The 5736-nt window shown below is 58.9% G+C and carries 7 protein-coding genes; 3 read left to right on the top strand and 4 right to left on the bottom strand.

The window, feature by feature from the left end:
• Positions 1 to 491 precede the first annotated feature (491 nt).
• From FJ980_RS28980 to FJ980_RS28970, 3 genes are all read left to right on the top strand, one after another.
• Positions 492 to 1202: a hypothetical protein gene (locus FJ980_RS28980; RefSeq protein WP_246676591.1), complete on the top strand. Its 711-nt coding sequence runs from the start codon at positions 492 to 494 to the stop codon at positions 1200 to 1202.
• 127 nt (positions 1203 to 1329) lie between these two features.
• Positions 1330 to 1524, top strand: coding sequence for a DUF6499 domain-containing protein (locus FJ980_RS28975; RefSeq protein ID WP_140547061.1), 195 nt, complete (start codon positions 1330 to 1332; stop codon positions 1522 to 1524).
• A gap of 10 nt (positions 1525 to 1534) precedes the next feature.
• Positions 1535 to 2080 (top strand): DUF2285 domain-containing protein, encoded by a 546-nt coding sequence (locus tag FJ980_RS28970; RefSeq protein WP_246676589.1) that lies wholly within the window; start codon positions 1535 to 1537, stop codon positions 2078 to 2080.
• A 244-nt stretch (positions 2081 to 2324) separates the two neighbouring features.
• Here the strand turns inward: FJ980_RS28970 and FJ980_RS28965 are convergent, their stop codons facing one another.
• The 4 genes from FJ980_RS28965 to FJ980_RS28950 form a co-directional block, all read right to left on the bottom strand.
• Positions 2325 to 2630: a hypothetical protein gene (locus FJ980_RS28965; protein WP_140547060.1), complete on the bottom strand. Its 306-nt coding sequence runs from the start codon at positions 2628 to 2630 to the stop codon at positions 2325 to 2327.
• A gap of 705 nt (positions 2631 to 3335) precedes the next feature.
• The gene (locus FJ980_RS28960; protein ID WP_140547059.1) at positions 3336 to 3800 is read right to left on the bottom strand and encodes a hypothetical protein; all 465 of its coding nucleotides are present in this window, start codon (positions 3798 to 3800) and stop codon (positions 3336 to 3338) included.
• 180 nt (positions 3801 to 3980) lie between these two features.
• Positions 3981 to 4469 (bottom strand): hypothetical protein, encoded by a 489-nt coding sequence (locus FJ980_RS28955; protein ID WP_181175743.1) that lies wholly within the window; start codon positions 4467 to 4469, stop codon positions 3981 to 3983.
• 63 nt (positions 4470 to 4532) lie between these two features.
• Positions 4533 to 5375 (bottom strand): PRC-barrel domain-containing protein, encoded by an 843-nt coding sequence (locus tag FJ980_RS28950; RefSeq protein WP_140547058.1) that lies wholly within the window; start codon positions 5373 to 5375, stop codon positions 4533 to 4535.
• Positions 5376 to 5736: the final 361 nt, after the last annotated feature.

Genomic DNA, 5736 nt, shown 5'->3' with positions numbered 1-5736 from the left:
CCCCAACCGCCGCAGCGGCGAGTGAACTGGAAGGCGCCTCGCCGGTACCGGGCGAGGCGTCTTCTGCCGGTGATCGCGCAAGCTCGCCTATAATTGATCAGAACGGCTGGCGAGCCGGACGCCCGCCCCACCACCATTCTCCGGGATAAACTGAATACCTGCGGATTCGAATGCTCGTCGCAACGCGTCAATGGTCACTCTGTTTGCACTTATTGGACCGGTTAGGGGCTCTAGTCGCTTGATTGTAGCGAGCGAGACCTTGGACCGCTCCGCAAGCGTCTTCTGATCCCATTGAAGCAAAGCACGTGCGGCTCGCATTTGTCCGCTTGTAATTTCATTCGTACTAAAAGTATCATTTGATGCCATAGGGCTTGATTTTTTGCCTGCGCTCACTTAAATCACCGCTAGTTGCCACCGCCTGCGGCTCACGAGAGATGATCTCCAGGTCGCTTGAGCGGCGGTGAAACGGTCGAGCAGGGTGCAGGAACACCTTGCCCGACCTGACCAAAGCCAAGCTGTGTGGAGCTCGGATCACGGCTGATTCCGACAATACCACGACTTTGCCTTCCGTCACGCTTGGACGGGAGATGCAATTTCCGTTGACCAAAAAGCGTGCCGGCCCGTCAGCCGAAGCTCGGTTGTCACCCGATCCCGCACTTCTCCTGTCCCTTGCCTGGATCGACGCCCATGTTGGTATGCTGGCATCCTGCGTCCGGGAGCAGCAGGAAGAGGAGGAGAGGCTCTTGGACCACGGCGTACCCTTGCCCACCGGCGCACTTATTGGCCGCGGGGAGGGGGCTAGCGCCGACTGCGGCGATCTCGATGCCCGGGAACAGGATGATGCCGAGAGGGCCGACACCTTACTGGCTGAGCTCGTTTCGACGCCTGCTCAATCGCTGGCAGGCGTAATCGCCAAACTTGCGGTCGTGGTTCGGGAAGCGAAGGACAACACCGACATCTTCGAATTTCCGCTGCCGCACATCCGCTCCGCATTGGCCGACCTGCGGCGTCTCACGCAAGACGCGATTTGCGACCAGCCGGCCGGCTGGCCCGCAGGCGATCAGTCGATCGGAGCGCTGCTCGAGCAGCCTGCATCATCTTTCGCCGCCTGGCGCGCCTTCGATGCGTGGAGCCAAGGCGATGACGAGGCCTATCGCGCCTGGACGAACACATTCAAAACACTACACGGCGCAAGGCAGTAGCTCCCGCATTCCTAACCTGACCGCTGGGCGCTGAAATCTCTCCTCTTCCATTCGTCAATGACGGAATCCAAGGATTTCGCTTAACACCGCGTCCCCCTATCAAATCCTTGAGAAGGGAAGGATGCGGATGAAGCCGGATACATCGCAGTGGCGTGACCCACAGGCATATGCGTTTATCAAAGGCGCCGCCGCCGATGAGATTGCCTGGGAATTCTTGCGACGCAATCCGCAATACCAGCAGGACTACGCAACCTCACGCTCGGCTAACGCGATGCGCGCATTGCGCAAGCGCTGGGGTTTGCAGTTTCGCCGCCCGGCCTGACCAGTCGGCGGTGGAGCAACCCGTCTATTGGGCGCCTCAGATTAACCCTGGGGTCGTCAACCTTGTAGAGGCTCCGCCCGAACTGCGCACGGGCCAGGGCAGCACCTCCGGCGTCCAGCTGGCCGCGGGCCGACGTGACGAGGCCGGCCTTCACATGCGCTCTTCGCCGGGCGGCACGCAACTGGCGCTCCTCGGCGACACCAAGCCAGGCGAACCGCTTGCCGCCGTCATCCCGCTCGATGACATGGCGCACGACCGGCTGCAGGCAATCGAGCGGTTCATCCGCTCGATCCACAGGCAACACCTTCCCGACGCCCGCTTGACCGCGGCCCAGCGCCGGCGCCTTGGCCACATGCTGCGATGCCTCGATGGCCGGGAAGAGCATGCATCCCATTTTGAAGTCGCGACCGCGTTGTTCGGTCGGCGACTGGTCAGCGCCGCCGACTGGCACGACTCGGCTTTTCGGTATCAGACGCATCGCTTAGTGCGCGACGGCTTGAAGATGGTCGAGCGCGGCTATCGCCAATTGCTTCGCGCGCGACGGCGCCTTTCCTGAGGGGGTCCTGACGCCTGATTCACGTTGTTTGCAAGCCCTGGGTTACGATCCTGAATTGAAGGGGAGCTTTGCGCCTTCATCTCGGCCATTGATGCAAACTTAGCTTCTGCCCGGACGCGGACATCGCAGGGTGACATGCTGGAGGTCGTCATGCGCCTGAAGCAGACGATGCGAACTGAATCCCCATCCGCATTGCGGGGGCCGGCGTCCAGCCAGTCTCCACGCCTGGTTCGCCGCCGACCAACTATTGGGCGCCGGGCGTCCATTCGGGCAACGGCGCCAGGCTGCGGTTGAACTGCTTCCACCACATGGTCTCATCAATCTCGCAGCAGGCGCGAAGCATGGCGTGCGCCTTCTCGAAAGCCTGGGTAGCGAGATCATCGAATGTCATCCGCGCATCGTATGGCACCGATACCACCAGCTCCTGACCGGTCTGTGTGCCGCCTTCGTCAACCTGAAGATAAAGCCAAACGACGAAATGCGCGCCTTGGCCGCTTGCGTCCGCATTGCCGATCTTGATGCGGTCGATGCCTGCTGCGGTGACTTTCATGCAGGGGCCCCTTCATTCGAATTTATAATGAAGCCGAGAAGTCCGCTGCGGTCATGAAGGTTCCGAAGCCGTTGTCACTATGGTGAAGAGCTGGTTAGGCACTCCTCGACCTTTCTTATGAAATTCACAAAGGTTGGTGAAAATCAGGAATTGCTGAAAATCAGGCCGACTGATTGCATCTAGTGCCGGACCTCGGTCGACACCGTTGGTCCGTTCGTAATGAGCTGGTTATGCCGAAATCCACTTGGGCTCAACTTAGGCCGAGTGTCTCAATCAACCCCCGGCTTTCGGCCGCCGCATGCAAGGGCCGCTCCTTGCCAATTATCGACGATCCGCAGGCGGCACCTTGCCACGCCGCTTGACCGCGCCCCAGCGCCGGCGCCTTGGGCGCATCTTGCGAGAAGAGCAGGCACCCCATTTTGAAGTTCGCGACCGCCTTGTTCGGCCGACCGCGGATGGCAGTCAGTGCGGACAGTATGTGAGCGCCACGACGCCATGCGCGAAGCGGTGCGTCCGAACGAGGTACATAGTATTACCCTATGCCGTGGATCTGAGAGGATTACCTTCGAGGAGAGTGATCGCGGCCATCGGATGCAAAGAGAATACGGGCGACGCTCGCCCGTATTCTCATAATTAGCGATCTTCGGGCCCAGATGCATCTGCTTGGACTGTTCACTCGCTGCCTTTTCGCTTTCCGAGGCGACGTTACTCCCTCGCATGGGTCAAAATGCGAAATACCGGCCAATGGGTAATCGCTTCACGCAATCTGCTGAAAAGCTTTCCTTCGATGCCGATGGCAGACCGAACTTGAATGGCAGCCCATCCGGCTTTCATGGTCCCGCCGACATGGCAATGGCAGACAATAGCGTGCAACTGCCAATCCGTAAGCTCGAAGAAGCGTTTCGCTTCGCCATAGGTATCGTTCTTCAATCCCTGCGCGCGCAATATCGGATCAGCGAAAGCGACGCTGAGCGCGGAGTCCAGGGACCGCGCCTTGTCACGCACGTCCAAGGTCATGTATTCCGTCCCGGGAAAAGCGGCGAGGCGCCGCTCGGGATTTCGCTCGAGCAGCATGGCCCAATGTTCCAAACGCTGCCCTCGCGTCATAGCCGGAAAGGATACTTCGACTTCCGCGACCTCATGTAGTTCTTCAAGTGTCTGATGTTTCATGGCCGTCTCCTGTTGGCGAGGCGCTCTGCCTGCAGAATGCACAGGTCGGAATAGGCCTCAGTCGTCCCTATGCAGGCGAACCAGCAGTGCGTCGGGAAGTTCCAATGGCGAGAAGATTTGACAGTGTGCCTGCTTCAATCTCCCGCTGTCTCTGTGCCTTGGACCATCCCGCGCAACGAGCTACTGCGATGCTTCGACCAGCCGTCGGAGCAATGGGTAATCCTTCAGGTCCTTGTAAGGCGTGAGATCTAACTCCCCTGGCACGCACTGAAGCTGTTCTTCATCGATCGCTTTCTCGTGCCCCTTGATGACGCTTTGGTAGTGCCGCCAGGTCAGGCCAGCCCCTCTCACCGCATCTCTTTCGATGCGCGAGGCAATTTGGTGGGCGTGCAGATAATGAAGCCGCAACTCGTCCAAGAGAGCTTTTTCAACAATTTCGTGGCACACCAGAAATGGTTCGAGCCGCACGTCCTTGCCTCTCCACCTGATGGTGCGCGGCAGATGTCGGTCGATGTAAATCGTCCTTGCATCCGTGCTGTACCCAGCAACGTAGGGAATGTCGAACTCGTGGCTGACCCTAACTCGTCGATGAAGCGCAGAAACGACATCGGACAGGACGAGGTCGCTGATATCTTCAGAGCTATGACGGACCTCGTCGGCTAATTTCAAGTCCGCTCCTGCGTTTTCCAGCCGAAGCGCCCGCCACACGGGCGAGCGCTGCGCGATGATTTTTTATTTGTTGACGATGATGCGCTGCTTGTCCCGGTTTTGGGCGTAAGTGGCCTTGTCGTAGGCAGTCTGCGCCTCCAACTGGTCCTTGGTGAAGTTCGTGTAGAGGTAACGGTTGCCGTTCTTGTCGGTCATGAACTTGAGGTTCTCCATAGCGACCGCGACCTTCTTTTCGCCAATGCCCAGAAAGCCGCCTACATCAACGATTATTGCGTCGACCTTCTTGTCACCAGTCAGGATGACGTCGCCGATCTCGCCGACCTTCGCATCATCTGCTCCATAGACATTGGTTCCGATCAGATTTGCCGCACTGATTTTGTCTGACGGCATTTCGGTCAGGGACGACTTGTCGATCGAGGCTGTCGAGGTCGTATCGATTTTGCCATTAGCCGCTTGGCTGTTAGTCGTCTGCGCCGTGGGTGCTGCCGCGGTATCATAAGCCTTGGTATCGAAATTGGGTTGAGCTTTGAGCTCATCCTTCGTCGTCTTTGCGACTAACCAGCGATCGCCCTTCTTGGTGACCCATTCAAGTTTACTGAAATCATAGGCTACGTTCTTTTCCCCCACGCCAAGGAATCCGCCGACGCCAATGACGACGAGTTTGGCGTTCCCGTCCTTGTCCAGGACGATGTCATTGACATCGCCTATCTTCGTCGCGTCGTCGGCGGTGCTGTCATAGACGGCCGCTCCCATGATCTTGGAGACGAGCTTGCCATCAGCGACCGGGGCAACAACCTCCGTCTGGGCAGCGGGGTTGCTGGTATTTGCGGCGTGAGCACCCGCCGTGCAGAGCGCCGTCGACATGAGAGCTGCCGTCGCGGCCGTAGCTAGTATCTTGCGGACCATTGTGAGTTTCCTCCTGTTTCCTGGTCGATGACGTCGGCATCTGCCATCCAACGGAAGGAACTGCCTTACGTTCCGGGTGGGTCCAATGGTCGCAACCGGCGCCGGACTGAAGGCTCATGCAGAACCTGCACGGGTCTACCGCACCCCGTCACCAACGAGTGACGTGACCCGACCTGCGAACAGGATTACAACTGCCGTCGATGCCAGGGACGTAGCTTAATTGTCCGAAGAGGACGTTCCGTTATCGGCCGCAACGAGACGTCCGCAATCCAAGCCGCTCAACAGCAAAAGCCGGTATTTGGAGCGCGTGTCTGGGCCAGCTTCGATAGCAGCCAGCAACGGCATTACCCAGTCATGCACG

Source organism: Mesorhizobium sp. B1-1-5 (genome assembly GCF_006443065.1).
Taxonomy (GTDB): domain Bacteria; phylum Pseudomonadota; class Alphaproteobacteria; order Rhizobiales; family Rhizobiaceae; genus Mesorhizobium.
This window is presented reverse-complemented; position numbering and strand designations above follow the sequence as displayed.